General features: G+C 62.8%; 23 protein-coding genes and 1 pseudogene. 15 read left to right on the top strand and 9 right to left on the bottom strand.

Annotated features, from left to right (window positions below; genetic code table 11):
- Positions 1 to 4: 4 nt before the first annotated feature.
- From tssG to ACS13N_RS23580, 7 genes are all read right to left on the bottom strand, one after another.
- A complete protein-coding gene (gene tssG, locus ACS13N_RS23610) occupies positions 5 to 1,096 on the bottom strand; it encodes a type VI secretion system baseplate subunit TssG (protein WP_438934016.1) in 1,092 nt (363 codons plus the stop codon).
- Positions 1,060 to 2,910 carry a type VI secretion system baseplate subunit TssF gene (gene tssF, locus ACS13N_RS23605; protein WP_438934015.1) on the bottom strand — a complete coding sequence of 617 codons (1,851 nt, stop codon included), beginning with the start codon at positions 2,908 to 2,910 and terminating at the stop codon, positions 1,060 to 1,062. Before tssF ends, tssG begins: the two co-directional genes overlap by 37 nt.
- 64 nt (positions 2,911 to 2,974) lie before the next feature.
- On the bottom strand, positions 2,975 to 3,448 hold the full coding sequence (tssE, locus tag ACS13N_RS23600) for a type VI secretion system baseplate subunit TssE (protein ID WP_021193543.1): 474 nt from the start codon (positions 3,446 to 3,448) through the stop codon (positions 2,975 to 2,977).
- 86 nt (positions 3,449 to 3,534) lie between these two features.
- Positions 3,535 to 4,038, bottom strand: a complete 504-nt coding sequence (locus tag ACS13N_RS23595; RefSeq protein WP_039599336.1) for an Hcp family type VI secretion system effector — start codon at positions 4,036 to 4,038, stop codon at positions 3,535 to 3,537.
- A gap of 110 nt (positions 4,039 to 4,148) precedes the next feature.
- A complete protein-coding gene (tssC, locus tag ACS13N_RS23590) occupies positions 4,149 to 5,633 on the bottom strand; it encodes a type VI secretion system contractile sheath large subunit (protein WP_039599337.1) in 1,485 nt (494 codons plus the stop codon).
- Positions 5,626 to 6,138, bottom strand: a complete 513-nt coding sequence (gene tssB / locus ACS13N_RS23585; protein ID WP_438934014.1) for a type VI secretion system contractile sheath small subunit — start codon at positions 6,136 to 6,138, stop codon at positions 5,626 to 5,628. The genes tssC and tssB overlap by 8 nt, the downstream gene beginning before the upstream one ends.
- Positions 6,139 to 6,173: 35 nt before the next feature.
- Positions 6,174 to 6,815, bottom strand: coding sequence for a hypothetical protein (locus ACS13N_RS23580; RefSeq protein WP_438934013.1), 642 nt, complete (start codon positions 6,813 to 6,815; stop codon positions 6,174 to 6,176).
- 416 nt (positions 6,816 to 7,231) lie between these two features.
- Between ACS13N_RS23580 and tssJ the strand changes: the two genes are divergently transcribed.
- The 8 genes from tssJ to ACS13N_RS23540 all read left to right on the top strand — a co-directional run bounded on the left by tssJ (position 7,232) and on the right by ACS13N_RS23540 (position 15,897).
- Complete coding sequence (gene tssJ / locus ACS13N_RS23575) at positions 7,232 to 7,825, top strand: type VI secretion system lipoprotein TssJ (protein ID WP_438934477.1); 594 nt, start codon at positions 7,232 to 7,234, stop codon at positions 7,823 to 7,825.
- 37 nt (positions 7,826 to 7,862) lie between these two features.
- Positions 7,863 to 9,209, top strand: a complete 1,347-nt coding sequence (tssK, locus tag ACS13N_RS23570; protein ID WP_438934012.1) for a type VI secretion system baseplate subunit TssK — start codon at positions 7,863 to 7,865, stop codon at positions 9,207 to 9,209.
- On the top strand, positions 9,206 to 9,997 hold the full coding sequence (gene icmH / locus ACS13N_RS23565; RefSeq protein ID WP_438934011.1) for a type IVB secretion system protein IcmH/DotU: 792 nt from the start codon (positions 9,206 to 9,208) through the stop codon (positions 9,995 to 9,997). Before tssK ends, icmH begins: the two co-directional genes overlap by 4 nt.
- Positions 9,998 to 10,084: 87 nt before the next feature.
- Entirely contained in the window at positions 10,085 to 12,823 is a 2,739-nt protein-coding gene (locus tag ACS13N_RS23560; protein WP_438934010.1) for a type VI secretion system Vgr family protein, read from the top strand.
- Between the two features lie 30 nt (positions 12,824 to 12,853).
- The gene (locus ACS13N_RS23555; RefSeq protein WP_438934009.1) at positions 12,854 to 13,240 is read left to right on the top strand and encodes a hypothetical protein; all 387 of its coding nucleotides are present in this window, start codon (positions 12,854 to 12,856) and stop codon (positions 13,238 to 13,240) included.
- 11 nt (positions 13,241 to 13,251) lie between these two features.
- Positions 13,252 to 14,634: a hypothetical protein gene (locus tag ACS13N_RS23550; RefSeq protein WP_438934008.1), complete on the top strand. Its 1,383-nt coding sequence runs from the start codon at positions 13,252 to 13,254 to the stop codon at positions 14,632 to 14,634.
- A gap of 3 nt (positions 14,635 to 14,637) precedes the next feature.
- Positions 14,638 to 15,414 carry a hypothetical protein gene (locus ACS13N_RS23545; RefSeq protein ID WP_438934007.1) on the top strand — a complete coding sequence of 259 codons (777 nt, stop codon included), beginning with the start codon at positions 14,638 to 14,640 and terminating at the stop codon, positions 15,412 to 15,414.
- 138 nt (positions 15,415 to 15,552) lie between these two features.
- Entirely contained in the window at positions 15,553 to 15,897 is a 345-nt protein-coding gene (locus ACS13N_RS23540; RefSeq protein ID WP_438934006.1) for a hypothetical protein, read from the top strand.
- A 405-nt stretch (positions 15,898 to 16,302) separates the two neighbouring features.
- Here ACS13N_RS23540 and ACS13N_RS23535 read toward each other — a convergent pair whose 3' ends face one another.
- Both ACS13N_RS23535 and ACS13N_RS23530 read right to left on the bottom strand, forming a co-directional pair.
- Complete coding sequence (locus ACS13N_RS23535; RefSeq protein WP_438934005.1) at positions 16,303 to 16,530, bottom strand: hypothetical protein; 228 nt, start codon at positions 16,528 to 16,530, stop codon at positions 16,303 to 16,305.
- A 166-nt stretch (positions 16,531 to 16,696) separates the two neighbouring features.
- On the bottom strand, positions 16,697 to 16,855 hold the full coding sequence (locus ACS13N_RS23530) for a helix-turn-helix domain-containing protein (protein WP_438934004.1): 159 nt from the start codon (positions 16,853 to 16,855) through the stop codon (positions 16,697 to 16,699).
- Between the two features lie 762 nt (positions 16,856 to 17,617).
- Here ACS13N_RS23530 and ACS13N_RS23525 point away from each other — a divergent pair.
- The 7 genes and pseudogenes from ACS13N_RS23525 to ACS13N_RS23495 all read left to right on the top strand — a co-directional run bounded on the left by ACS13N_RS23525 (position 17,618) and on the right by ACS13N_RS23495 (position 24,642).
- Positions 17,618 to 19,144, top strand: coding sequence for a flavin-containing monooxygenase (locus tag ACS13N_RS23525; RefSeq protein ID WP_438934003.1), 1,527 nt, complete (start codon positions 17,618 to 17,620; stop codon positions 19,142 to 19,144).
- Positions 19,145 to 19,146: 2 nt separating this feature from the next.
- Positions 19,147 to 20,103: an alpha/beta fold hydrolase gene (locus ACS13N_RS23520; protein WP_438934002.1), complete on the top strand. Its 957-nt coding sequence runs from the start codon at positions 19,147 to 19,149 to the stop codon at positions 20,101 to 20,103.
- A gap of 108 nt (positions 20,104 to 20,211) precedes the next feature.
- Positions 20,212 to 21,633 carry a coniferyl aldehyde dehydrogenase gene (locus tag ACS13N_RS23515; protein ID WP_438934001.1) on the top strand — a complete coding sequence of 474 codons (1,422 nt, stop codon included), beginning with the start codon at positions 20,212 to 20,214 and terminating at the stop codon, positions 21,631 to 21,633.
- Between the two features lie 30 nt (positions 21,634 to 21,663).
- Positions 21,664 to 23,346, top strand: a complete 1,683-nt coding sequence (locus tag ACS13N_RS23510) for a GMC family oxidoreductase (protein ID WP_438934000.1) — start codon at positions 21,664 to 21,666, stop codon at positions 23,344 to 23,346.
- A gap of 23 nt (positions 23,347 to 23,369) precedes the next feature.
- Positions 23,370 to 24,086, top strand: a complete 717-nt coding sequence (locus ACS13N_RS23505) for a hypothetical protein (protein ID WP_438933999.1) — start codon at positions 23,370 to 23,372, stop codon at positions 24,084 to 24,086.
- 77 nt (positions 24,087 to 24,163) lie between these two features.
- Positions 24,164 to 24,328: pseudogene (locus ACS13N_RS23500) on the top strand (AMP-binding enzyme); the annotation flags it as partial.
- Between the two features lie 41 nt (positions 24,329 to 24,369).
- On the top strand, positions 24,370 to 24,642 hold the full coding sequence (locus ACS13N_RS23495; protein ID WP_438933998.1) for a hypothetical protein: 273 nt from the start codon (positions 24,370 to 24,372) through the stop codon (positions 24,640 to 24,642).
- Positions 24,643 to 24,660: the final 18 nt, after the last annotated feature.

Here is a 24,660-nt window from a genome sequence, read left to right as displayed (position 1 = left end):
AGTGTCAGTGCAGCGGTGCGAGCGTGTAGCGTGCGTCGCTGCGGTCTTGCTGTGCGGGACGCGAACAGAGGAATGTGTCCCACCCAATCCTGCCGCTGTCTCGTGCGCCGAGCGTGCAGCCAGTCACGTCTTGCTGACGCAGGATCAGCTTGATCTCAAATTCGAGCGTGGTGCCGCACAGGATGGTCAGCATCTTGCGCAGCGCCAGTGCGCCCGGCGCACCGGGCAGGAAGTTGCGGTACTGCGCCCGCTTGAGCGGGCCGACCCACAGGCGCACGCGCAGATCACGCTGCCAGACGCGGGCACCGGCCAGGGCAGTTGCGCCCAGCACATTGCTCGTGCTGCCAAGCCGCGTGTACTGCGATGCAGGCACGTGATACCAGCCGCCCACGAATTGCTCCACGCGCACCGGCGCCTGGAAGTAGTCCGCCAGCACGCGCTGCAGATACGCGGCAGACACCGGGCGGTGGCGCACCGCGGTGGCATAGCCGGCCAGTGCTTCGTCGTGGATGGCGCCGGGTGTGCCGGTCAGATCGCTGCGCAGCGTCTTGTCCGCCGCGCCGGCCAACGAGAGCAGCAGCGGCAGGTAGTGCTTGCTGTTGTCGACTTCGTACTGGAACGGCAGCCGGTACTTCTTCCACGCCAGGTAGAACAACGCCGTCGCGCGATTCGAGAAGATGTCGAAGAACGCGCGGGCTGCACGGTCGCGCCAGACGGATTCGCGCTCAGCAACGATCTCGGTGTAGCGCAGCGGCAAGGCGCCTTGCCCACCGAGCATGCCAAAGAAGGAGGGCGTAATGGCGAGGTTGTCGAGCGCGCCCTCTTCCAACGCGGCGATGAAGGCCTCGTCGGTTTCCAGCATGTCGGGCGTCAGGCTTGCGGCCTCGATCCCCTGCAGCTCGCTGGGCGGAAACGACAAAGACAGCGTGTTGCGAAAGCTCACCCGCGTGGCAAGCGCCTGCTCGGGCGCCTGACTGCCGCGGCGTGCGAAGAGCTGCTCCAGCAAGCGCACGGCCTGGAAGAACTGGTACCGGTGCGGCTGCTTGAGCAGCCGGCGGATCACACCAGGATCGATTCGCCGCTGCGAGGTGCGCATTTGACCAGTTCCTTGCCGCTGCGGCGCGACACCGCGATCAGTTGTACAAAGCTGTTCATGTGGACGTACAGGCCGAAGAAGTGGTCCAGCACGCGAATGAAGCGATGCAGGCCCGTGCCGACAAAGGCGTCTTCGTCCAGCGTGAGACGGATTTCCAGGCCGCGCACAAAGGTGGCGAACGGCTTGCCCGCCAGCCACTGCGTCGCTGGCTGGTAGTCCAGACCCACGATGCCTTCGATCTGCCGGGCAGAAATCGCGCTACGCGGCAAGTCATGCAGACGCAGCATCTCCTTCAAAGTCGGCAGCCCATTCTGTACGAGCGAAAGATGGTTCAGCGCCAGCAGTGAGATCAACCGCCACTGCGCCGCGCGCCCACCGCCAAACCGCATGGAAGGCGTCGGTTTGCGCAGGAAGGTGATGTTGCGGGCAATCGAGCTGCCCTCCATCGACAGGTCACCATCGGGCTGACCAAACGCCAGCGTTGCTGGCAGATCGCGATTGGTGCAGGTGACCGACAGGCTCAACGTATCGGTCTGCGGGCTGGCCGGGTCGAACTGCGTATCCACGATCGAGATCTCGGTCTCAAACCCTGGGCTGCGCTGCGCGACCATCTCGTTGCGGCGGGCCAGCCAGTAGTGGCCTGCGCGGCCCGGCTCTTCGCCGTGGTGCAGCGAGTAGAACGGGCGGAACTCCGTCACCTGCTCGTGCGCGGTCGTCTCGCGCACCAGCTGTACTTTGTCGATCGAGTAGATGTCAAAGCCATGTGCGCGGCGGCTGTCGGCCACCACCGGATATGCACTGGCGGTGTGTTCGATGCGGATCGGGTCCGCCTTCTGCTGGAACAGGTTGACCACCGGCGTGCAGTGCAGACGCAGGTGTTCCGCTTGCAGGTTCTCGAGCAGGCGCGCGGCGTGGGAATCGCTGCGTACGTCTTTCAGCACGAGGTGCAGGACCAGCTTGCGCACTGGCGTGCCGGGCGTCAGACCGCGCCGCAGTGCCGCCAGGTCGATGTCGAAGAAGTTGAACTTCTCCGAGAAACTGAAGTGCTCGGTCAGCAATCGATAGGCCGGGTGTGAACGCGCCGGGCAATCGATCAGGGATTCGTCTTCGGTAAAGCCGACTTCCAGCAACGGTACGCCGGCCAGGCGCTTCCATACGCCGGGGCGCTCGCCCTCCACGTACGCAGCAGCGGTATGCAAGAAGAGTGCATCGCCCAGCGCCGCCACAAACGACGGTTCGCCATCCATGTAGACACGCAGCTTATCCAGCGCCAGCGACTCGAAGCCGCCGCGCTCACCAACGTGCTCCAGCGTGATAGCGATGGCGCCGGTCGCGCCCTTGGGCAATTGCACGGCGGCCGGCGCGGACACGGCGCGCTCGAACGTGGCCGCGGCTACCCGCACGGGCGCGAAGGTCACGTCATACGCGGTGCGGAAACGGCACTCCACCTTGCGCACAATGCGCGTGGTCAGGAAGGTGCCGCGTGCAATCGTGACGGGGGCACTCAACTGCGCAGCCACGCCACGCACATCGAAATGCGCCACCGAGCACGAGGGAAACGGACGCAGGTAGTGGGGGTACAGAACCTCCAGCAGCGCCTCGGTAAATTCGGGGTAATCGTCGTCGAGCTTCTTGCTGACGCGCGCGGTCAGGAAGGCGAACGACTCGATCATCCGCTCGACGTGCGGGTCGTCGCAGCCCTCGCCTGACATGGCGAGCCGGCCAGCGACCTTCGGATACCGCTCGGCGAAGTCGCGCGAGTACCGGCGCAGGAAGGCCAGTTCTCGTTCGTAGTAGGGCAGCAGCTCTTCCATCTTCCTTGCGGTCCGGTACAGGTCCTGAGGCCGTCAATCGGTGCACTCAGGCCCGAAGGCAATCTCAGCCGCGTCCGCGTGAAACGGAGTAGCGCAGCGTGGACGGTTGCAGCGTGGCGTCGAAACTCACCGGCTCGCGCGCAGGCCCGACCAGCAGCACTGCACTGATCCCAAAGCACAGCGCGTTCGTCGCCCGCTCGTTGATCTCCAGCGACACGTTCACATGCTGCAGGCGCGGTTCATGGCGCTCGATCGCCTTGGTAAGCGACTGGCAGATGTAATTGCGGTCGTAGAAGCTGGCGAGGCTCAGGCCGGCAAAATCGTTGAGCCCATAGGTGAGCAGCGACCGCTTGCACTCCGGCAAGCCATGCAAGTCATCCTCCTCAAACACGATGCGCGTGTTGAGCAGGGATTCAATGTCGCGTGCGACCGTGCTCTTGAGTTCTTCCAGCGAGAGCTGGCGCAATGCCGTGGGCATGGGCGCGTGGGGCTCGTCGTCGAAGAGCTTGTCGAGCAGGCTGGGTTCGAAGCCTTTCATGCTGCGGTTGCAGGTGCCGATGCCAATGCAAGACGCCGCAGCGTACGGCTGCGGCGCTTGCAATCAGAACGCCAAACGTTAAAACGTTAGACCGAGTACGTCTTGTCGTTCTTCGTGAGGCTCCAGGCGCCTTGCGAGTTACCGCCTTGGCCGCCTGCACCCTTCTGCTGCGTGTACTTCCACTGCACAGCGGCGTAACGCAGGCTGAACGTGTCGCTCGGGATGCCCTGGGCCACCACTTGCGAATCGACTTCGCTCAGGATGGCGTTCTTCAGCTTCACTTCGAGGTACTTCACGCGGTTGCCTTCACCGTCAGCGCGGAAGAATTCGATCGTGACTTCACCGAAGGTCGTACCGCCCGAAGCGTGTTGGTACAGCAGCGGGCTGACCACGTCCAGATCCTTCGAGAACACCATGTCGCGGTGCTCGCAGCGCTCGGCGGTGTGACCGCCGGCGGTCGAAGCCGTGGCCGAACGCGGTTGCACGATGGCTTGCGACCAGCTGTTGATCTCGATCCAATCCTTGTGATCCTTGTCTTGCGACTCCCCCTTGATTGCCGGGCTGTCGAACTTGACGTAGATATCCTTCATACAGAGACCCTCTTCAATAGATAGGTTGTTGGTACTGCAATATGTAACGAGCGCAACGCGTGGTTAGGCCCGAACATTCCCCCCCGGGGAGAGTCCGGTCAGGAATGTGATTACGAGTTGGTTGGCTTGGGCAGATCGGCCACCAACCGCAGCGAGATCGAGAGCTCATCCAGCTGGAAGTGCGGACGCAGGAACGCCACCGAGCGGTACGTGCCCGGCTTGCCCGGCACCTCCGACACCTGGATCGACGCCTCGCGCAGCGGGAATTGCGCCTTCTGTTCTTGCGTGGCGTTGTCGTCCAGCAGCACGTACTGCGAGATCCAGCGGTTCAGGAACGTCTCGACGTTCTTGGCCGAGGCGAAGCTGCCGATCTTGTCGCGCATCATCGCCTTCAGGTAGTGCGCCACACGCGACACCGAGAAGATGTACTGGAGCTGAGCCGACAGCACCGCGTTGGCGTTGGCGCTGTCCGTGTCGTACTTCTTCGGCCGCTGCACCGACTGGGCGGCAAAGAATGCGGCGTAGTCGGAGTTCTTGCAGTGGACGAGCGGGATGAAACCGAGGTCGCTCAGTTCCTTCTCGCGGCGGTCGGTGATGGCGATTTCGGTCGGGCACTTGAGCGCGACTTCGCCGTCGTCGGTCTTGAAGGTGTGCGTCGGCAGGTCTTCGACCAGGCCACCACCTTCCACACCGCGAATGGCCGCGCACCAGCCGAAGTCTTCAAACGCCGCCGTCAGGCGTGCACCGAAGGCCCAGGCGGCGTTGCACCACAGGTACTTGCTGTGGTCGGTGCCATCCACGTCTTCGACAAAGTTGAAGCCTTCAACGGTGGTGCCGTCCTTCGGGTTGTACGGCAGACGGCCCAGGAAGCGCGGCAGGGTCAGGCCAACGTAGCGCGAATCCTCCGACTCGCGGAAGGACTTCCACTTGGCGTATTCCACCGTGTCGAACACCTTGGCCAGGTCGCGCGGCTTGCCCAGGTCGGCAAACGATTCAAGGCCCAGCAGCTCAGGCGACGACGAAGCGATGAACGGTGCATGCGCGGCGGCGGCCACGTGCGCCATCTGCTCGATGAAGTACATGTCCTCAGGCTGACGCGTCACTTCAAAGTCGCCGATCATCGCGCCAAACGGTGCGCCGCCGAACGTGCCGAACTCTTCTTCGTACACCTTCTTGAACAGCGCGCTCTGGTCAAACTCGATGGCCGTCTTGAAGTCCTTCACGAGATCGCGCTTGGTGGCGTTGAGCGCCTTGATCTTGATCGTCGTGCCGGTCTGCGTTTCCTTGACCAGGTAGTTCATCCCGCGCCAAGTGGATTCCAGCTTCTGGAATTCCGGCGCATGCATGACCGCGCTCAGCTGCGACGAGATCAGGCGATCCAACTCGGCCACACGCGCATCGATCGTGGCAGACAGGTTGTCGGACACCACCACGGTGCCGTTGAGCACCTGGCTGGCCAGCTCGCCAATGATGTCCTTGGCGCGCTCACGCTCGGAGTCTGATTTGGCAACGCGGCTTTGCTCGACGATGCTGTCGAGCAGGCTGACCTCCTCTGCAACCGAGGCACCCTGCGCAGCGGATTGGTTCTCAAGCATCCTCGCCCCCGTTTGTCTTGGCGCCGAGCTTCTTCGCGTTTTCGGTGTTCTTCAGCACGTCGGCCAGCAGGTCTTCCAGCTTGTCGTTGCCGGCCATCTTGTTGCGCAGGTCGGCCAGCTTGGAACGCGCCTCCAGCAGCTGGCGCAGCGGCTCAACCTGCTGGACCACGGCCTCGGGGCTGAAATCTTCGATCGAGCGGAACTTGAGGTCGACACCAAAACGGCCGCCCTCTTCCGTCAGCGTGTTGGGCACCTGGAAGGCCGCGCGCGGCTCCACGGCCGACATCACGTCGTCAAAGTTGTCTCGGTCGATATTGACGAACTTGCGGTCGCGCAGCTTGGGTTGCGGCACTTCCGACTGGCCCGACAGGTCAGCCACCACGCCGACGACGAACGGCAGTTCTTTCTGCTCGATCGCGTCGCCGATCTCAACGTCATACGTCAGTTGCACGCGCGGCGGGCGCACCTTCTGCAGACGCTTCTGCACACTTTCTTTCTTGGCCATCTCGTTCCTCCACAGATGCGGGACTCGTGCAACGCTTAGCGCAGCGCGCCAAACGGATCGGCACTGCCGCTGGCACCGCCGGTGGCGGCCGGAGCCGCTGCGCCACCATGGTTGGCGGCCTCGGTTGCAGCCGGAACGGCACGCTTGACGACCGGGCGGCGCTTGACGACCGGCTTGTTGGCTTGTTGCTCGCCCGGGAAGAGGACTTGCTCGCCCAGCGTGTCACGCAGCATCTTGGCCAGCACCTGTGCATCGGTCTTGACGTCGCCTGCCAGTGCGCTGTCAGCACGCAGCTCCTGCAGCGAACGGCGCGCCACGCGCAGACCGCTCACTGCCAGGATGCTCTTGGCCTGACGGTCGCTGCCATCACGCTGCAGCGCTTCTTCTGCGGCCAGGATGGCCTGCGGATATTTTTCCGAACCGAACTGGATCTGGGCGATGCGCACCCACGGTTCGTCACGGGTCGGGTTGACCTTGGCGATCTGCTGATACAGCTCGATGGCCTTGTCCTGCTGACCACCCTTGGCGGCAGTTTCCGCCTCCGACATGCTTTGCTTGAATGCCTCGTCCGTTTGCGGGCCTGGGTTGGTTGTGGCGCAGCCTGTGATCAGGGCAGCGACACCAGCCAGCACGATGAGGGAACGGAGAACGCGGGAAATAGACAGGGAGTTGGCCACGGCGAGACTCTTCAAAGTTTCAAAGCGGTGCGTCGACATCCAATCATATTCACCGGAATTGGCGAGTTAAATGTTGGTCTCGACTGGCGCGAAATAGTACACTCCGCTCGTTGAAGTTGACAACCACAAATGGATCATTAAGAAACCGAAACATTTCCTTTGAATTCAAGGCTTTGCAGCGCTCCCAGGCGGCAAACCACGATTATTAAGAAATCGAAATATTTCGCCGTTTTCAATTATTAAGAAACCGAAACATTTCACAATTTCTTTTATTCGAACAAGCGCGAAACCGGTCAAATCAATAGAATTAAACAGTACAAAAATCAGGCATGAAGACAATGAAACTCGATGCAGCAAGGAGGCTGTCGGGCTGCGACAGCCCCCCCGAACGCCGCGTCGCGACGGTGCTCAAACTGATGCTGGCCGGGGGGAGCGTGGTGGCCCTGGCGGCCTGCTCCACCGGTGCCAGTGTGCTGGCCGGCGCCGCCAATGGCGCTCTGGAAGCCATGGGCCTGAAGTCGTCGAATCTGCCGGACGCGCAAAAACCGCCGCGCGAGGTGCCACTCAAGCTCACCGCCGGCAGCAACCTGAACGCCGCCAACGACAAGCGCCCCGTTGCGCTGGTGGTGCGCCTGTACTCGCTCAAGGACCCGACCAGCTTCCTGCAGGCACCGTATGACACCTTCATCGATCCGGCACGCGAGAAGCAAACCCTCGGCGCTGATCTTGTGCAGGTTCGGGAAATGACGCTGATCCCAGGCCAGCGCTACGACTTCACGGAGAAGGTCTCGCGTGAGGCCACGACGCTCGGCGTGGTGGCGCTGTTCCGCAGCCCCGCAGCCCAGCGCTGGAAGTTCGCCTTCAACACCGAGAAGAACGAGAAGAACGGCATCGTGATCGGCCTGCACGCCTGCGCCATGACCTTGACCGCGGGCGCGCCGACCACACCGGCCGGCAGCACACCGCAATCCGATCTGAACCTGCTTTCGCCCGCCATCTGCGGCAGTTGAGCCGGCGCATCCATGCACAAGCACTAGAAGGGCCAACGTGAGCTATTCCGCAAAGATTCTCTGGGGCGAGGGGCTGTTCCTACGTCCGCAGCACTTCCAGCGCCAGGACGCGTACCACGAGTCGCGCCTGCACGCGACCGCGCAAGTCATCCAGCCCTACGGTTGGGGCGTGCGCCACGCGCGCTTTGATACCGATGCGCTCGCCAGCGGCGTGCTGCGCGTGACGGAGCTGTCGCTGTTCTTTCCGGATGGCGAGCTTTACTTCGCGCCACAGGCAGATGCGCTGCCGCCGCCGCTCGTGCTGGATGCCATTCCGGCTGGCGTGTCCGAATTGACCTTCCATATCGCGCTGTATCCGCTGCAGGAAAACGGCGGCAACTACCGCGAGCCGGTAGAAGGCGCGTCGGTCTCACGCTTTGTCGGCGCAGAAGAGGAAACAGCCGATCTCTATACCGAGGCCGAGCCCGCCGCCATCACCTTCCTGAAGAAGTCGGTCAAGCTGGTGGCGGAGACCGAGCCGCGCGACCAGTTCATCTCCCTGCCCGTTGTGCGCGTGCGCCGTACCGGCACCGGCGGGTTCGAGCTGGATGAGGCCTTCGTTGCGCCCAGCCTGTCGATCAACGCCTCGGCGGTGCTGTATCAGCGGTTGCGCCGGCTGCTCGATGCGCTGCAGGCCAAGGTCAACGCGCTGTATGGCTTCCACCGCGAGCCGACCAAGAACATCATCGAATTCCGCTCGGGTGACATTGCCTCGTTCTGGCTGCTGCACACGGCCAACGCGGCCTTCGCGGCGCTCTCGCACCTGTACCACCACCCGGATCTGCACCCCGAGCGCCTGTTCCAGGAAATGCTGCGCCTGGCCGGCGCGCTGATGACGTTCACCAAGAGCTACACGCTGACCGACCTGCCCGCCTACGATCACGACCAACCCGGTCCGGCGTTTGCCAAGCTGGACACGATCGTGCGCGAGCTGCTCGATACGGTCATCTCCACGCGCTACTTTGCGATTGCGCTGGAAGAGACGCGCCCGTCGTTCCACCTGGGCCGCATCGACTCCGGCAAGATCGACGACAAGACCAGCTTCTACCTGTCGGTGTCGGCCGACATGCCGGCGGCAGAACTGGTGGAGGCCATTCCCGCCCGCTTCAAGCTGGGCGCGCCTGACGACGTGGAGAAGCTCGTGCTCTCATCCATGCCCGGCGTGCCGCTCACCTACACCCCGCAGGTGCCGCCGGCCATTCCGGTGCGCCCGGGCGCGTGCTACTTCGCCATCGAAGCGCGCGGCATGCTGTACGACCGCATGCTGCAGGCCCAGACCATCACCATCTACGCCCCGGCCGGCATCCGGGAACTCAAACTTGAACTCATTGCGGTGACTTCATGAGCGCTACCACCACCCCTTCGCTGTTTGGCGGTTCGGCACCCGCACCCGGCAATGCCGGGGTCGATGCCCGTGAGTCGAACTCGCACGCGCGCACGCTGCTGGACTTGCTCTATGACGGCTTCTTCATGCTGTTCCAGTTGCGCAACGGCCAGCAGCCCGCCAGCGCAGAAGACTTTCTCGCGCGTGTACGCACCTTCCTGGATGAGTTCGACCGCGGCGCCAAGCGCCTGAACGTATCGGCCGAAGATGTGTTCGACGCCAAGTACGCTTTCTGTGCGGCCGTGGACGAAACCATCCTGTCGTCCAACTTCTCGATCCGCACGGCGTGGGAGCGCCGCCCGCTGCAGCTCGTGCTGTTTGGCGAGCAACTGGCCGGTGAGACCTTCTTCGTCAAGCTGGAGGAACTGCGCGCCCACGGTGCCCCGCGCCTGCAGGCGCTCGAAGTCTTCCACATGTGCCTGCTGCTGGGCTTCCGCGGCAAGTACATCCTGGAAGGGCCTGAAAAACTCGCCTACCTGACCGCACGCCTGGGCGATGAGATTTCCGCCATCAAAGGCAAGCGCGCCGCCTTCGCACCGCACTGGCCGCTGCCGGACAAGGTGGCGCACACACTCAAGCGCGAGACGCCGCTGTGGATCTTCGGCGCGGTGTTTGCGCTGATGGCGCTGCTGGCTTTCCTCGGGCTGTCGCACACGCTGCGCACCAAGACCAACGAGACGCTGGAAGGCTATTCGCAGGTCATCAAGCTTGGGCCACGTTTCTCGCACCTGACGATTTCGTTGCCCTGAGCGCTGCCCCCGATTGCCACCCTGGCGCGGCCGACACCCGCGCCAGCCTGCTGATACCGCTTACACATCCATCGCGACGCCGCTCCGATGAAGCCTTTGTCCACCCTGTCGGCCACAATGCCGCAAGCTGTCCTGGGCGCGCTGCTCGGGCAGCAAACCCGCCAGATCACCATCGAGACGGCGCTCGCTTCCGACAACCTCGTCGTGGAGCGCTTTACCGCCACCGAGGCGGTCTCGGCCTCGTTCGTGCTGCAGGTCGACTGCCTGAGCCCGTCTGCCCACCTTGATACAGTCAAGCTGGCCTCGCAAGAAGCCACACTGCGTCTGATGCAGGCCGATGGCCGCTGGCGCGCGTGGCACGGCTACGTTGCCGACTGCGCATCGCTGGGCGGTGACGGCGGCCTGGCACGCTATCGATTGCGCATCGTGCCGTGGCTCGACCGCCTGCGCACCCGCAGTGATTGCTTCGTTTATCAGAACAAGACGGCGCTGGAGATCATCGAAGAGGTCTTTGCCGAGTATCCGGTCGCGCACTACAAGATTGCCGCGAGCCAGCCGTGCGCCAAGCGCTCGATCTGCTGCCAGTACCGAGAGACCGACTACGCGTTCGTGATGCGCCTGCTGGCGGAAGAGGGCCTGTCGTTCCGCATCGAGCATCAGCAGAGCGACCAAAATGACAACAAGCAGCAGGGCAACGCCCAGTCGCGCCCGCAGTCTCGTCATTCGGTCGTCATCTTCGACAACGACGCGGAGCGACCCGCCTGCGCGCAGTCCGACATCCGCTTTCATCGTGTAGATGCCACGGAAAGCGAAGATGCCATTGAGCGCTTCTCGAACACGCACAGCGTCGGCACCAATGCCGTGACCCTGGCATCGTGGGACTACAAGGCGCTGGCCGCCACCACCGGCCACGCCACGGCCAAGGATGCCGGCGGCGAGTTGCCCACGCTGGAGAGCTTCGAGGCCTCTGGCCCGTATCAATATACCGACGCGCAAGGCGCCAGTCTCGCCGCACGCCTGCGCATGCAAGCGCATGAGGGTGCGTTCCTGCGCTACCGAGGCCAAGGCAGCGTGCGCCAGTTGGGCGCCGGCCAGCGCTTCAAGCTCACGCAGCATTTCGACAGCAAGCACAGCGAGTTTGTCACGCTGCAGGTCGAGCACGAGGCCGCCAACAACCTCGGCGCCGATATCGCGCGCCTGCTGGGCACCACGTCAATCGAATCGGGCAGCTACCGCAATCGTTTCATTGCCGTGCCCGCCGATGCGCCCATCGTGCCGGCGTATCGCCGCCGCCCGACCGCGCCGGAAGGCCAGGCCGCCGTGGTCATCGCTGATGACGGCGCACCGCTCACCACGGACCGCGACCACCGCGTACGCGTGCGCTTCCCGTGGCTGCGCGCGCCGGAAGTCAACGCCTTCTCCGATCCCGGCAGCAGCGACCGCTCGCAGATCACCGCCTGGGTGCGCGTGGCCACCGCCAGCGCCGGCCCCAACTGGGGCGGCAATCACCTGCCGCGCGCGGGTACGCAGGTGCTGCTCACCTTCATCGACGGCGACATCGACCGGCCGATGGTCGCCATGCAGTTGCACAACACGCAGGACGCCCTGCCCTGGCCCGCTGCCGATGCGCCGCTGGGTCAGGCGTTGTCCGGTTGGCATTCACAAGGCTTGGGCGGCGACGGCTACAACCAGTGGGTGGTCGACGATCATCCGGGCCAATTGCGCACGCGCCTGGCCAGCTCCACCGCCAACAGCCAGCTCAATCTCGGCTACGTGACCTCGCATGGCGCCACCGGCGGGGACCGCGGCAGTTGGCGCGGCACCGGAGCGGAGCTGCGTACCGATGCGTGGGCCGTGGTGCGGGCGGGCGCGGGCCTGCTGCTATCGACCACCGCGCGGGCACAAGCGGCTGGCACGTTGCTCGACGCGCGTGAGGCACGCGGACAGCTCACCGCCGCGCAGAAAACCGCGCAGCGCCTGTCCGATGCGGCGTCCAGCCAGCAAGCGTTGCCGCTGGCGGCCAACGAGGCGTTTGAGCCGATCGACAAGGCGCTCGACCCGACGCAGGACGGGCACTATGCAAGCAGCGTCAACGGCCAGGACACGCAGCAACCGGTCGACAAGTTCGGGCAGCCGCTGCTGGTAGCGGAGTCGCCTTCGAGTATTGCGCTGACCTCACAGGCCACCACTACGGTTTATGCGGGTCGTCATCTGCATGGTACCGCGCAGGCCGATTGGCATCTGGCTGCCGGGAACGTTGTCGCCGCCGCGGCTGCCAAGGGCGTGAGTCTGTTTGCGCAGCGCAACGGCATCCGCGCGATTGCGGAAGGCGGGCCGGTGTCGATCCAGGCCCATACCGACGCGTTGGCTGTGCTGGCGGACAAGGCTGTCACCGTGACTTCCTCTGCGGATTCCGTTGAGATCCTCGCGCAGCAGAACATCGTGCTGCACGGTGGGGATTCGATGATCCGACTGGAGGGGAATGCGGTGACGTTTGAGACGTCGGGGTTGCTGTCGGTGAAGGGAGCCGGACATCCGTTGGTTGGGCCGGGGGGGCAACCGGCGCAAATGGTGGCATTGCCCGCGCTGCAACTGGGGCCATACAAGGGCCAGTTGCAACTCGTCGATCACGGCGAGAAAGCCATGCCCGACGTTCCGTACAAGATCGTTGGCGCAGACGGCGCGGTACTGGCCGAGGGCATTACGGACCAATCAGGCAAGAGCCCCGTCGTTACAAGCGACAAGGCAAATGCCACGGTCTACATTGGCCGTGGCGGCTGGACGATCAGCGAAGAGACCATCGAAGAAAGCGGCTGTGGCTGCTGATGACCCGACAGATATGCACGTGCACCAGCAATGACAAGCGACGAACCTAACCACGATCATGACCACGCCGGTGGTAGCGCCGAGCTCTACTTCGAACACGGATTCGGCCAAGCAATCTCCGGCTTGACTGTGCGTGTGACCGCCGGCAGCAAATCCTTCTCCGGCGCTACGGATGCACAGGGTTTTCTGCCGACGCTCCACTTGCACTCGCCCGGCACACCAGCAGCGCACGATCACGGCAACTGGGTGGTTTCCGCAAAGGCACCGGTGCGCGTCTCCATTGAAGTAAAAAAAGGAGACGGTTCCTGGAAGAACATCGGTGCCTTCAATCTCGAGGACGGCCAGCGCAAGCGCGTTACCGTCTCCGCAAACAGCACTGCCAGCCCCATGCCTCTGGCGTTGCACGGCGCAGCTTAAGGATTCACTACATGGCTACGGAACAACAGCAAGTCCCCGCTGAGCAAGCACAGAGTGAGGCGAATGGGAACAATACGGAGCAGCAACAAGCCCCCTCTCAGCAGGTACAGAGTGAGACATCTGGGAACAATACGGAGCAACAGCAAATCCCCGCTCAGCAGGTACAGAGTGAGACGAATGGGAACAATATTCTGCAGACAACGGTGCAGTTGGTGCAGCGGTATTGGGTGCGGGTGACTGCTCAAATGCGCGAACATGGCCCCCCTGTGTCAACAAGTTTCGCGGGAAACTTGCCATACGTTCTTGTCATGCAGGATGGAGAACATTGGCTTGTATTGAGTACGGGGCTCACTGGTATGTCGAACGGGCGTGCCAGTTTTGGCATCCCGGGAGCAGGGCGATATCGGGCTTACGCCAAAGAGCCCACGCGTACGTTCCAAACCGGGGCAGCGTTCGAGATTCCCTTCCATCAGCTACCGAATGGGCAGGACAGTACCCGTGAGGTACAGCCTTGGTTTGATATGGAAGTCACCGCCACCGGAAGCCCTCAAACCTTTCAGGTGCGACAGGCGCTGCCCAATACACTTGGCCGTCCCGCGAACCTCTACCCTCCAGCAAGCGCTGCCCCGCATCCGCTAACTCAAGCACATACATCCGCATCAACGCCGCTCGACTTTGGCAACTATCTCATTACTAATCAGCTATGGAGTGACATCAGCCGTTGCTACGGCACCTCCCACTCTGTGGTCACCGCGAGCGCAAACAGAGCGGCGCTCGAAATGATCTATGGAGAGCAGCTGATCGTTGTTGGACAGCATGGCCGACGGTTGCAAATCGACGATAGAACCATTGAATTTCAAGAAGGCGCCACTGAAGGTGGGCGGCAGACTTTCGGCTTTGCTGACAACACAAATATGACTGCGAGTGAGTGCATTCGCAAAGCATATCCAAAGGTTTTTGATTGGTGGCTGCAGTCAATGACAACGCTTCGACTATCAAGTGCAACCGTGTCCAGCACATGGCGCCCACATACAGGGTCGACACGCCATCGCTACTCCTTGGCGTTGGATTTGGTCTACCTAACCGGCCTGGTTGATATATCTCCGACACAGACAGCATCCACTACGGTATGGCTGAACAGACTGCAGCCCATTTCCAATCCGGCAAACACGGCACCGCCGGCAAACGCAGACGAGTCGCACAAGCGATTGCTCTCCACCGCATTTCACAAGCACTTGGCTGAGGATAAAGCTGCAAGCCATCTTGGATGGCTTGGAGGACCCTGGGCACTCAAACGCTCGGAGGTGGGGCTTAGCGGGAATACGGCCTTCATCGTTACAAATAACACCCACAAAAATCACGTCCATGTTAGCGTTGGAATAGAGCAGTCCTGACCTATGAACATGATCCGAAAGCATTGCACCCTGCTAATAATTGCAGCCACTTGTGCGACAGCTACCGCAAATGCCGCCCCTTCGTACAAGAACAGGTACTACAGCGAAGAGATGGGGAAGTGGTACAGCGTACCTAGCAAGCCTGCCGCGGTAATTCGCAGCCAGGACTTACGATCCTCATTCAAAAAAAGTGAGGCAATCCCCACCTCTAGCAAAGCGCCGGAGAATTGGACTGTACGAGCTCTATACGATGGCCCAGGCGGAGATCTGCTTGAATTTGACCGAGATGGGACTGTTGTTTACAACAGCAGCGACCCTAACAAGACTGCCGCAAAAGAAGATTATGCAATGAGGCAAGTTTTCGCCAAAGGAAAGCCTATTTGGATTAACGCGACCGTATTTAATATGATCACCAAATCCACGGAAGATGCCCCGGGTTACTCCTTTGCGTTCGCACCTATTGGCATAGTTAGAAGTGCACACGGAAAATATTGCCCAGTACGAGATATTGATCCAATTAAGCATCAAACACCTTGGAATGGCGCGCCCGTCTACATACTCGACGGTACGTGTGACGACTCCATTGAATTAAATTTAGGTGAGCATAAATTTCTCACCTACCCTGGCTTCAAGAATATCAAAGAACCGTATTTTTTTTGGTCTATTCAATATTTTAGCGACCCGGTTACCCAGATGTACAGCGAGTCCGGTGAATGCCTACGCTATTGCGACGAAGAGAGCCAGAAGAAGGAAGCAGCACTCAGAAGTGCTGGCAACTAGCGCCCAGCCAGCAACGACCACACACAAGCGCTGCCCGCCCTCGTGGGCGGCAAACACGATAGCCAGTCCGGCGCCGGTGACGAGTTGAGTACCGAGGTCTGAGTCATAGTGCATGCAAATGCAGATCTGCCCCCTCGCATGATCTATGACCGCTCAAACCTGAAGCGCGATGGATGCGCTGCAGGCACCTCCAAACATGGCTATGAAGGGTGGGCCGCAGTTCTGAAAGGAAGCCGAATAGTGATCAGCGCGATTCGCCAGTTCCTTACCGTGTACGCCGCAGCAAAGACCCAAAGGATCGGGCGCGAGAATGCGATCAACTACGTCATCTCCCATCCGATGCACAGTGACTGGTGGCTCACGTCTGTAGCAGCCAATTCACGGCAGTGTTTCCAGCTAAGCGAGGCGATACCCACGTTCAACACCGACTACGGCGGCGCCATCTCGCAGTGGGATAGCGATCAGTGCGAGCCGAGACTCTAGCCCTGCCCCGCCCTCCAACCTCAGAAACAAGACACCACGGGTTTTCTAGAAAAACTGTTTGGGCGAGGCGCCAAAGACAGCACCACTAAAGCGGCTGCCGATGCTCCCCAACCGGCGAAAGGCGAAGGCAACACCTCCGGCGACATCGCCCCGGAACTCGCCTCCGCTCTGCAGTCCTACCAACAGGGACGGCACGAAGCGGCGATCGCCGCCGCTGCCCCTCACGTGGATCGCCATGCCGACGCCAACCGGCTATGCATCCACCTGCCGTCCGGTTTCTGCCCGGCGGCAGTTCAGAGGCAACGATCTGTGCAGGTTCATGTTGTCCCGACCTAGACAATGAAAAAAGCACCGCAATTGCGGCGCTTTCTCACGCGAAGCCAACGATAAGGACGTTCCTGGAGGCTAGCGTGCCCATTGCGCGAACCAGTGGATAGCGGCGACCGCCAAGGCTAGGCCGCAGCCCGCATTGCTGAGCACCTCGGACCAGAACTGGACCGGCTCGTCCTGACGTGAGAGGCGCCGGCCGGTGACGCGCTGGCGAAAGCTGCCGCGACACCACAGCGACCACGCACGGCCAAGCATGGCAACGGCGCACAGCCCAAACAACACTCCCAGGGCAGCGTTCGGCATGGCCCCTCCTTCAGGTGGCATGGTGGCGCCTCGATACGCCTGAAAAGGCATACAAGTTTGGGGCGATTCCGTAAGCCTTATCTCCCCAAACGCCATACCAATAATAAGACTTATCGGAATAGCGGTCCTGTATGCACGAAGAACTCACCGGTCAGCGCCCAATCGATCATTCGTGATCACTGGCACTCCAGTGAAGCACCTCCAGCGCAGAAGCGACATGCAGACGCCGCTGCGCCAGCGGGCAAGGCAGGAGCGGTTCGGCGCGCTCCTGGCGGCGCAGCAACGTATTGCGATGCACGCGCGTCTTTTCGGCCGCCTCGGTCACGTTGCAACCTTCCGCGAGACAGACGCGAAGCACCTGCCGCAACGACCTGTCCGCTTTGACCAGATCGCCCAGGTTGGGGTGACGAACTGCTGCACAGATCCATGTGCTGTGCCATCAGTGCGATCAGACCCATGTTGTTTGCGTGCACCACGCCGACACCGGTGTGCAGTCTTCCCAGCAACCGCTGTGTGGGCAGCGCATTCAAGTGACCGCGCCTGACGTTACCCAGTGCAGCAGTAGCGCGCTGCGGTTGAATCTGCAGATCGCTGCCGCCGCTACGGGGACGCCCATCACCTGGCTCGGGACCACATTCAGCCCATCGACCTCCTCCAGCCATGCCGCTTGGACAGTGGGCACGATTTCATCGCCCCGCCGGATCGGTTCCTGAACACGGGGCGAAGGCAGCGGCCAAGATGGACGTACGGGTGGAGCTGGATTCTGCAGCATGGCAGCGCCTTTCGCTGACGCATGTCCCGCCACACACAGACTAGACGGCATGCACATCGTTTGCGCCCGATCGGCTGGGTGTTTTCCCTACCCTACGCCGGCTTGAATCTAGGCCAACTCAACGCTAATATTTGGCCGTTAGAACGTTAGCTGTAGGCCAACAATACGTACTTATGGCGCCCTATTTTGGGCAGGGCCTGCGTATGGCAGCGACGCGGGGTTCGGAGCGCAGCCCGAAAACCCGGGTCGGACCACAGCGCTGCCAACCAAAAGCTCCCTACCCCTGGGCACCTCGACCCAATCTGGAGACACGCTGTGACCGTACATCACCTTCCGCCCACAGAGCATGTGGATGTCCTCATCGTAGGCGCCGGCCTGTCTGGCATCGGTGTTGCGCGTTACCTGGAGACGGAGCGCCCGGGCACGTCCTACGTCATCCTGGAATCGCGTGCGGTTACCGGCGGCACGTGGGACTTGTTCCGCTATCCCGGCATCCGCTCCGACTCGGACATGCACACCTACGGCTACGAGTTCAAGCCGTGGCCGTACAAGAAGTCGATTGCCGGGGCGGCCGATATCTTGTCCTACCTGCGCGAGACGGCGGCTGAGTATGGGATCAATCGCCACATCCGCCTGCAGCACAAGGTGATTCAAGCCTCGTGGTCCAGCGCTCAAGCCCTATGGACGGTCGAGGTCGAACGCACGGACACGGGCGAACGCAAAACGATGCTGGCCAAATGGCTGTTCAGCGCCGCCGGCTACTTCGACCACGATGAGGGCTTCACCCCCAAGCTGGAAGGCATTGAACGCTTTCAGGGCAACACCATCCATCCGCAGCATTGGCCAGAGGACCTCGATTACACCGGCAAGCGTGTCGTGGTGATCGGCAGCGGCGCCACCGCCGTCACGCTGTTGCCGGCCATGGCGGACAAGGCCAAGCATGTGACGATGCTCCAGCGCACGCCCACCTATGTCTGGAGCCTGCCCTCGGAAGACATCATCGCCAACACGCTGCGCAAGGTGATGCCGCACGCGTGGGCCTACTCGCTCGTGCGCCGCAAGAACATCGCCATTTCGCGCGGCATGTGGTACCTGTGCAAGAAGCATCCCAAATTCGCGCGGCGTCTCATCCGCTTCCTCAACAAGCGCCAGTTGCCCAAGGGCTATCCGATCGACGTGCACTTCAACCCGCCCTACGACCCGTGGGATCAGCGTTTGTGCGCGGTGCCCGATGGCGATCTGTTCAAGGCCATCCGCGAAGGCCAGGCATCCGTGGTAACGGATCACATCAAGACATTCACGGAGACCGGCATCCTGCTGGAATCGGGGCAAGAGCTGCCAGCCGATATCGTGGTGACGGCCACCGGGCTCAACATTCGCCTGTTCGGCGGCATCAAGCTGATCGTCGACGGCGAGCCCGTCGATCTGCACAGCACCGTGACCTTCAAGGGCATGATGCTCAGCGGCGTGCCGAACTACGTCTTCGCCATCGGCTACACGAACTCGTCGTGGACGCTCAAGCTGGGGCTGCTGGCGCAACATTTCTGCCGCATGCTCGACCACATGGATCGCACCGGCGCCGCGATCTGCGTGCCGGAGACCCCGGACGCTGACATGCCCAAGCTTCCGCTGCTCAAACTCGGCTCCGGCTACGTCAAGCGCGCTGTCCAGAGCATGCCATGCCAGGGCGTGGAATCGCCGTGGATCATGTCGGAGGACTACATCGTCGACGTCGCCAACCTGCGGGACAGCCCGGTCGAAAACCCGTTCCTGCGTTTTGAGCATGCCCACCAAGCGAGCAGCACGGCGCGCTCGCAAGCCCGGCAAGCGGTGGGGGCCTGATCATGTCGATCCACGCCATGGATGAAGCGCGCGATCTGTTCTGCGACGCGCCGACCGGTGTCCGCCTGTGCTATCGCACGTACGGCCCCGAGAGCGGAGAGCCCCTGCTGCTGATCGCGGGCCTGAGCCTGCAACTGACGTCATGGCCCGCCAACATGATCGACAGCCTGGTGCAACGCGGCTTTCGCGTCATCGTCTTCGACAACCGCGACGTCGGCCGCTCCTCGCGCATCCCGCAGAAGCCGCCCGGCTTGCTGCGGCAATTCCTGTGGTTGCCGAAGCCTTCGGCCTATGACCTCGAAGACATGGCCGCCGACACGGTTGGCCTGCTCGACCATCTGCGTGTGGCGCGCGCCCATATCGTGGGGATGTCGATGGGCGGCATGATCGCGCAGATCATCGCCGGCCGCCATCCGCAGCGCACGCTGTCGCTCACCTCGATCTTCTCCAGCACCGGCTCGCGAAAGGTCGGCCAACTGGCCATGTCCAGCATGCTGATGCTGATCAAGCCTCCCGCACGCACGCGCGACGAAGCCGTGCAGCGTTACAGCGAGGCCATGGCCCACATCGGCACGCAGACGTACCCCGTGAACGACGCCGCGCGACGCGCCTACGCCGCCGACGCATGGGACCGCGGCCAGCAGGCCAAGGATGCCGAAGGCATGGCACGCCAACTCGAGGCCATCATGAAGTCGGGCGACAGAACGGCAGACGTCCGCCGCATCCAGGTGCCGACGCTGGTGGTGCACGGCGATCGGGATCCGATGGTGGCAACCAGTGGCGGCACCGCGACTGCGGCTGCCATCCCCAATGCGGAGATGGTCACCATCCGCGGCATGGGCCACGACATCTCGGAAGGCGTCGTGCCGCTGCTGGTCGACCTGATCGCCGGACATGCGAGACGCAATACGGCAGGCTCCGCAGCCGAACAGACGAGCGCCAGCCGGCATTCCGCCTGAGGTCGTTTCGGCGTGCCGTGACCACCTCGTCGGCACGCCACCCAAGCATCACCAAAACAAAAATAGCCGTTGCTGCGATCTCTCAATCGAGAACGCATAGGAGACACCATGCTGCAAGGCTCCCCAACCGAGCTCGTGGCTAGCTTTGAACGCCAGCGCCGGGCTTTTGCGCTGGACCCCGCCCCGACACTAGCCACGCGCCTGTCGCGTCTCGATCGACTCGCCACCTGGCTCGACTCGCACGAGCCGGACATCGTGCGCGCCATCGACGCCGACTTTCAAGGCCGCTCGGCGCACGAAACCCGGCTTGCCGAGGTGTTTGTCGTGCGCGCGGGCATCCGTCATGCGCGGCGCCACCTGAAGCAGTGGATGCGTACGCAGCGCGTGCCGACCGCATTGCACTTCCGCCCCGCCTACAACCGGCTCATGCCACAGCCGCTGGGCGTGGTGGGCATCATTGCGCCGTGGAACTATCCGCTGCAACTGTCGTTGGGGCCCGCACTTGCTGCGCTTGCGGCCGGCAACCGGGTGTTGATCAAGCCGTCGGAGCTCACGCCCCGGTTGTCGGCGTTGCTCGCTTCGATGGCGCGCGAGATATTCAACCCGGATGAGCTTGATGTCGCCATCGGCGATGTCGAACTCGGCAAGGCCTTCGCGAGCCTCCCGTTCGATCACCTGTTCTTCACAGGCTCAACCCAGGTTGGGCGTGACGTGGCGCAAGCGGCGGCGGCCAATCTGACACCGGTCACGCTGGAACTCGGCGGCAAATCGCCAGCCATTCTGGATGTGTCGTGCAATGTCGCCGCTGCAGCGCAACGCATCGCCTTCGGCAAGCTGCTGAACGCGGGGCAGACCTGCGTCGCGCCCGACTATCTGCTCGTGCCGGCCGGCACCGCCGAGAAGACCGCCTCGCATCTGGTGCAAGCCATCGGGCGGCTTTATCCGCGGCTCGTCTCCAACCCTGACTACACCGCCCTCATCAGCGATCGGCATCGCAGGCGCCTGGCCGAGATGGTCAGCGAAGCCCGCGCAGCGGGTGCACGCGTGATCGAGGTCAACCCCGCCCGCGAAGCGTTCAACACTGCGACGCGCAAGTTCGCACCGACCATCGTGATCGGCGCATCGGCCAACTCGCGGCTGATGCGTGAAGAGATCTTCGGGCCCGTGCTGCCCATCGTCGAATACGCAAACCTCGACGACGCGCTGGCGTACGTTCAGCGCAACGCACGCCCGCTCGCGCTGTACTGGTTTGGCGACGATGCATCGCGCTGCAACCGCGCACTGCGCGAAACCGTATCGGGCGGCGTCACGATCAACGACTGCCTGTGGCATCTGGCACAGGAGAGCCAGCCGTTCGGCGGCGTCGGCCCGAGCGGGATGGGCGCCTACCACGGCAAGTGGGGCTTCGACACCTTCAGCAAGCTCAAGCCGGTCTTCCATCAGGCTCGCCTGAACGGTACGGGGCTGTTCCACCCGCCCTACGGCCACACCTTCAACTGGCTGCTGCGCGTCCTCTCGCGCATTGCCTGATCCCGTTCGTTGCTTGTCGAGAGAAACATCATGAATCAACAGTTCGACTACATCATCGTCGGCGGCGGCTCGGGCGGCTGCGTGGTTGCAGGCCGGTTGTCCGAGGACCCGAACGTCTCGGTCTGCGTGCTGGAAGCAGGCGGCCATGGCGACGGCATGGTGGTCAAGGTGCCGACGGGCTCGGTCGCAATGCTGCCAACCAAGCTCAACAACTGGGCGTTCGATACCGTGCCGCAAGCCGGGCTGAACGGGCGCATCGGCTACCAGCCGCGCGGCAAGGCGCTGGGGGGCTCGTCGGCCATCAACGCGATGGTCTACATTCGCGGCCACCGCAGCGATTACGACCACTGGGCGTCGCTGGGCAACAGCGGCTGGTCGTATGACGACGTGCTGCCCTACTTCCGCCTCAGCGAGCACAATGAGCGCTTCGACAACGCCTGGCACGGCCGCAACGGCCCGCTCAATGTCAGCGACCTGCGCAGCGACAACCCCTTCCAGGCACGCTATCTGGAAGCCGCTCGCCAGGCCGGCCTGCCACTCACCGACGACTTCAACGGCCCCCAGCAGGAAGGCATCGGCATCTACCAGGTCACGCAGAAGCAAGGCGAACGCTGGAGCGCGGCGCGTGCGTATCTGCACCCGCACATCGGCCGACGCGCCAACCTTACGGTCGAAACGCACGCGCAAGTCCGCCGCATCCTGTTCGAAGGCAGGCGCGCGGTGGGCGTAGAAGTGCTGCAGAACGGCACGGTACGCACGTTGCGCGCGCGGCGCGAAGTGGTGCTGGCTGCCGGGGCGCTGCAGACGCCGCAGCTGCTGATGCTGTCCGGCGTGGGGCCGGCACAGGAACTTGCACGCGTCGGCATCCACACCGTGCGGCATCTTCCGGGCGTGGGACGCAATCTGCAAGATCACCCCGACTTCGTCTTCGGTTACCGCTCCGGCAGTCTCGACACGCTGGGCGTCTCGCTGCGCGGCAGTATGCGCATGCTGAGCGAGATCCTGCGCTTCCGCCGCGAGCGCCGCGGCATGCTGACGACCAATTTCGCGGAAGGCGGCGGCTTCCTGAAGACGCGCCCCGAGCTTGAGGCCCCCGACATCCAGCTGCACTTCGTGGTGGCGATGGTCGACAACCACGCGCGCCGCCTGCGCCTGGGCCATGGGTTCTCGTGCCACGTCTGCCTGCTGCGTCCGCGCAGCCGGGGCGCGGTCACGCTACGCAACAACGATCCGCTCGCCGCACCGCTCATCGACCCAGCATTCTTCGATGACCCGCGCGATGTCGAAGACATGGTGGCCGGCTTCAAGATCACGCGCAGGCTCATGCAGACGCCCGCACTCGCCAAGTGGGCCACGCGCGACCTCTTCACCTCGCACGTGAAGACCGACGACGACATCCGCGCCGTCCTGCGGCAGCGCACCGATACCGTCTATCACCCTGTCGGCACCTGCCGCATGGGCCAGGACGAGATGGCCGTGGTCGACCCGCAGCTGCGCGTGCACGGCGTAGATGGGCTGCGTGTTGTCGATGCATCGATCATGCCGACGCTGATCGGCGGCAACACCAATGCGCCCACCATCATGATCGGTGAGAAGGCCGTCGATCTGATTCGCGGTGTCAGCCGTGTCACGTCCGACATGCGCGAAGAGGCAGAAGCCACCGCCGCGCAGCCCGCGACCCATCACCAAGAAACCCGTCATGCAACCACCTGAGGTATCCCTGGAGATTGATGCATATGAACTCGTATAACGTAGCCAGGTTCACGGCCTGGAGCGCCATCGTTGGCGGTCTCGCGGCGTGCGCCACCCTCGCCCTGTCGGTGGTCGTCACGGGCGGCGACATCGAAATGGTGCCCCACGGCCCGGCAATGCTGGCTTTGCCGGCGCAAGGGCGTGACCTGTTCCGCTGGTGGATGCTGGCCGACGTGCTGGGCTTCTATCTGCCGTTCGTGGCCATTGGCGGCTACTTCGTGCACACGTTCCGTGAAGAGCTTGGGGCGCTGCGCGAGATGATCGCCATTGCTGTTGCGGTCTATATCGTCTGCGGCATCGCTGGGGCGGTGCTCCAGTTGTCGACCATCCATCCGCTCGCGCATGTGTATGCCAGCGGGGACGAAGGTGCGAAGGTTGCAGCTGGCGCCGTGTGGACCGCCATTGCCAATGCCACGCAAAACGGGTTCTGGTGGGTGGAAGGCCCGCTCGTGTTCTTCTGGACATCGATCGCCGCCAGACTGCTCAAGAAGGCGGGCTGGCGCGGATCGTTCCTTCTCCATATCGTCGGCTGGGGCTTCGGCGTCTTTTTCGTGTTCGGCTTCTTCCCGAGCCTTGCTGCAGTCACGGATGCGGGCGAAACCGTCGGCGTCCTGGCCCTGCCGCTCTGGATGCTGGTATTTGGCTGGCAGTTGCTACGTCGCGCGCCGACGCTTGCGGTGCCGAATGCGGCCCGGGCTTAACCCCTCGTCTACCACCCACGTGAAGTCTGGAGTCGAAACATGCCCCCGGAAACAATACGCAGCACGCGCAAACCGTGACCGAAGACGACATCATCACGTGGGCCCGCGAGAACATGGCGGCCTACAAGGCACCACGCATTGTTGAATTTGTCGAGTCCCTGCCCAAATCGGGCACCGGCAAGATCGTGTGGCGCGAGCTTCAGGAGCAGGAAGCCGCGAAGGCTGCACGAACCACAAGCTGAGCCGATCACCGTAGTCCGCATCCACTTCTGGAGATTCCACCTTGTTCACCGCCGCAAGCAAGTTGCTGCTGCTCTTTGTGTATGGCGTCGCAGCCGGCAGTTACCTGACGGCGCTGCCGCTGGCGCCGGACGCTGTCCACTGGGTGCGTGTCGCGGCTGCGGTACTGCTCGCCGTGCATGCATTTGAAGTGCTGATCTGCTTCAGAAAGGTGGCCCTGCACAAGGGTCCGCTGTTCGATAGCGTGCTGCTGACGCTGCTCTTCGGTGTCCTGCACTGGAAACCGATGGCCGATGCCGCGCGCCGACCGCGCTGATCGCGGAGTGCCCCCGAG

It is taken from the genome of Ralstonia sp. 24A2, from assembly GCF_051783885.1.
In the GTDB taxonomy this organism is placed as follows: Bacteria; Pseudomonadota; Gammaproteobacteria; order Burkholderiales; family Burkholderiaceae; genus Ralstonia.
This window is presented reverse-complemented; position numbering and strand designations above follow the sequence as displayed.